At 72.7% G+C, this 3,221-nt stretch carries 1 protein-coding gene; it reads left to right on the top strand.

What is annotated here, in order from left to right:
- On the top strand, window positions 1–3,099 hold a 3,099-nt coding region (locus DY240_RS23515; RefSeq protein WP_199702225.1), incomplete at its 5' end, for an OmpL47-type beta-barrel domain-containing protein.
- Between the last annotated feature and the right edge of the window lie 122 nt (window positions 3,100–3,221).

Raw genomic sequence — 3,221 nt, 5'->3', positions numbered from 1 at the left:
GGGCCGGCCGCCGTCGCCGTCGCGCTCGCCGCCGGCCTGCTCGGCCCGGTCGCGCCCGCGGCCGCCGCCGACCCGTACACGTTCACGAACACCGTGAACCCGATCCTCGGCGACGGCAGCTACTACTCCGCCGATCCCGCACCGCTGGTGGTGCCGGCCGGTGCGCCGGGCAACGACACCGGCGCCGACCAGCTCTACATCTACACCGGCCACGACGAGGCCGGCCCCACGCGCAACGACTTCATCATGAACGAGTGGGGCGCGTTCGTGACCTCCGACGTCGACGCCGGCGAGTGGACCCACCACCCGTCGCTGATGCGTCCGGAGCAGGTGTTCGGTTGGGCGACGCCCGGCCGCGCGTACGCCGGGCAGGTCGTGCGCGGCGTCGACGGCCGTTACTACTGGTACGTCCCGGTGAACGAGGCGGCCAGCCCCGCCAGCGACAAGTTCGGTATCGGCGTCGCCGTCTCGGACTCGCCGACCGGGCCGTGGACCGACCACGCCGGCGCGCCGATCATCTCCCAGCGGGTGCCCACGCCGAACACCATCCACAACATCGACCCGACCATCCTCATCGACGGCGAGGCGCCGAACCAGCGCGTCTACGTCTACTGGGGCAGCTTCGGCAACCTGCGCATGCTGGAGCTCGCGCAGGACATGAAGACGCCCGTCGGGTCCGTCCGCACCGTGAGCGGCCTGACCGGGTTCTTCGAGGCCGCGTGGATCTTCGAGCGGAACGGCACCTACTACCTGGCCTACGCCGGCAACAACGCCGGGCCGACGTCGCCGTGCACACCGGCGAACTACCACGCCTGCATCGCCTACGGCACGGCGTCCTCGCCGGAGGGGCCGTGGACGTACCGTGGGACGATCCTGCCGCCGGTGTCGTCGACCACCAGCCACCCGGGCATCGTCGAGTTCGACGGGCAGTGGTGGCTGGCCTACCACACGGCCGACGCCGTGGGCGGCAACCACTTCCGCCGCTCGGTGGCGATCGACCGGGTCGAGTGGGACGACACCCAGTCGCCGCCGCGCATCAAGCCGGTCGTGACGACGCCGCCGAAGGTCAAGGACGTCACCCCGCGCGCCAACGTCGCTCAGGAGGCCACCGTCACGGTCTCGAACACGCCGGTCCCGACGCAGTACTGGGTGAAGGCGCTCAACGACGAGATGGTCCGGCCCAATCCGCTGCCCCCGGACATGTGGGGCACGTGGACCAGCAACAACCCGCCGCAGCAGTGGGTGCAGTACACCTGGGACCAGCCGATGCGCCTGGCCGGCTCGCAGATCGAGTTCTGGAACGACCAGCCGCAGGGCACGGGCGTCGGCGTCGCGGCGCCCGCGTCGTGGAAGATCCAGTACTGGGACACGTCGGCCGGCGGGCAGTGGCGCGACGTGCCGAACCCCAGCGGCTACGGCACCGCGACGAGCGGCTTCCAGGACACCACGTTCGACCCCGTCACGACGACGCAGGTGCGCGCGGTGTTCGACGCCTCCACCAACGGCAGCACCTACTCGGCCGTCGCGGTGGAGGAGTGGAAGGTGCTGGCCGAGCAGCCCGCCTCCGTCACGCCGCCGCCGATGACCGTCGAGACCGGCGAGACGGAGCTGCCCGGCACCGTGCCGGTGACGTTCCCGTCGTCGGGTGAGACGCTGTCGATCCCGGCGTTCTGGGACGCTCTGGACGCCGAGGACGTCGCGGCGCCCGGCTCGCTCACCGTCGAGGGCTCCGTGCTCGGCTACGCGGGCGGGCGGGTGACCGCGCAGGTGACCGTCATCGACCCGGGCGATACCGAGGGCGACGAGACGCCGCCGGCCGTCACGCTGACCCCGAGCGGCAGCGCCGGCAGTGGCGGATGGTTCCGCTCCGACGTGCGGGTGCGGGTCGCCGGCACCGACGATCGCGGCGGCCGGGTCCGCATCTCGTCCGTGGTCGACGACGGCACACCGGTGGTCACCGACTTCGTGCGGTACACCGACGTCATGGTGACCGGCGACGGCGAGCACACCGTCGTCGCGCGGGCCACGGACCGGGCCGGCAACACGTCCGGCGACGCGAGCCTCGCCGTCCGCATCGACCGCGCCGCGCCGGTGAGCACCGCGACGCTCGACGAGGCGGCCCGGACGGTGACGGTCGCGGCCACCGACGCCATCTCCGGCGTGGCCCGGATCGAGTACGCGATCGGCGCGGGCGGCGCCTGGCAGCCGTACACCGGCCCCGTCGCGGCGCCGGACGCCCAGCGGCACCAAGTGTTCTTCCGGGCGACCGACGCCGCGGGCAACGTCGAGACGGCGAAGTCGGCGGTGATCCCCGCGGACATCTCCGGCCCGCTGACCGGCAACGTCGCACCGCTGGGCACCGTCGCCGCGTCGTACACGGCCGGCTGGAACTCCGTCGGTGCGCTCAACGACGGCCTCGACCCGGCGAACCCGAGCCAGGCGCAGATCTGGGGCACGTGGTCGGGCACCCGGCCGGCCAGCCAGTGGATCCAGTACACGTGGGCGCGGCCGATCCGGCTCACCGGCGCGGAGATCAAGTTCTGGCGCGACCAGCCCAAGGGGACAGGCGAGGGCGTCGCCGAGCCGGACGCGTGGGTGCTGCAGTATTGGGACGGCGCGGGCTGGGTCGACGTGCCCGGCGCGTCCGGCTACGGGACCAGCTCGACGGCATTCAACACGGTGACGTTCGCGCCGGTCACGACCGACCGGCTGCGCGCGACCATCTCCGCGAACGGCAACGGCACGACGTACTCCGCGGTGGCGGCGACGGAGTGGCGGGTGTTCGCCGACGACCCCGGCGTGGCGCCGCAGCTGCCGGTCACCGTCGAGGCCGAGGCCCGCTGCATCGGGCGGATGGCGTTCGTGTCGGTGCGCGCGACCAACGACCACGACGGGCCGATCGACGTCGTCATCCAGACGCCGTACGGCACCCGCACGGTCGACGACGTCGCGCCGGGGCGGTCGGCGTACCAGTCGTTCGCCGCCCGTGCGGCCGAGGTCGCCGCGGGCGAGGCGACGGTGCAGGCCACCGGAACCGTCGAGGGTGAGGAGGTGATGACCGAGGTCACAGTCGAGTACGACGCCGCCACGTGCGGCTGATATCCCACACCGGTCGGGCCGGCCGGTCACTCCGGCCGGCCGGCCGCCCACCGACCGCCCTCGCCCGTTGACGCTTCTATGTCAAGCTGCTGGTTGTTGGCAGGTCGCGGGTGGGAAGTCGT

It is taken from the genome of Jiangella rhizosphaerae, assembly GCF_003579925.1.
Lineage (GTDB): Bacteria > Actinomycetota > Actinomycetes > Jiangellales > Jiangellaceae > Jiangella > Jiangella rhizosphaerae.
The sequence above is the reverse complement of the archived record's forward strand: the minus strand, read 5'-3'. Positions and strand labels throughout refer to the sequence as shown.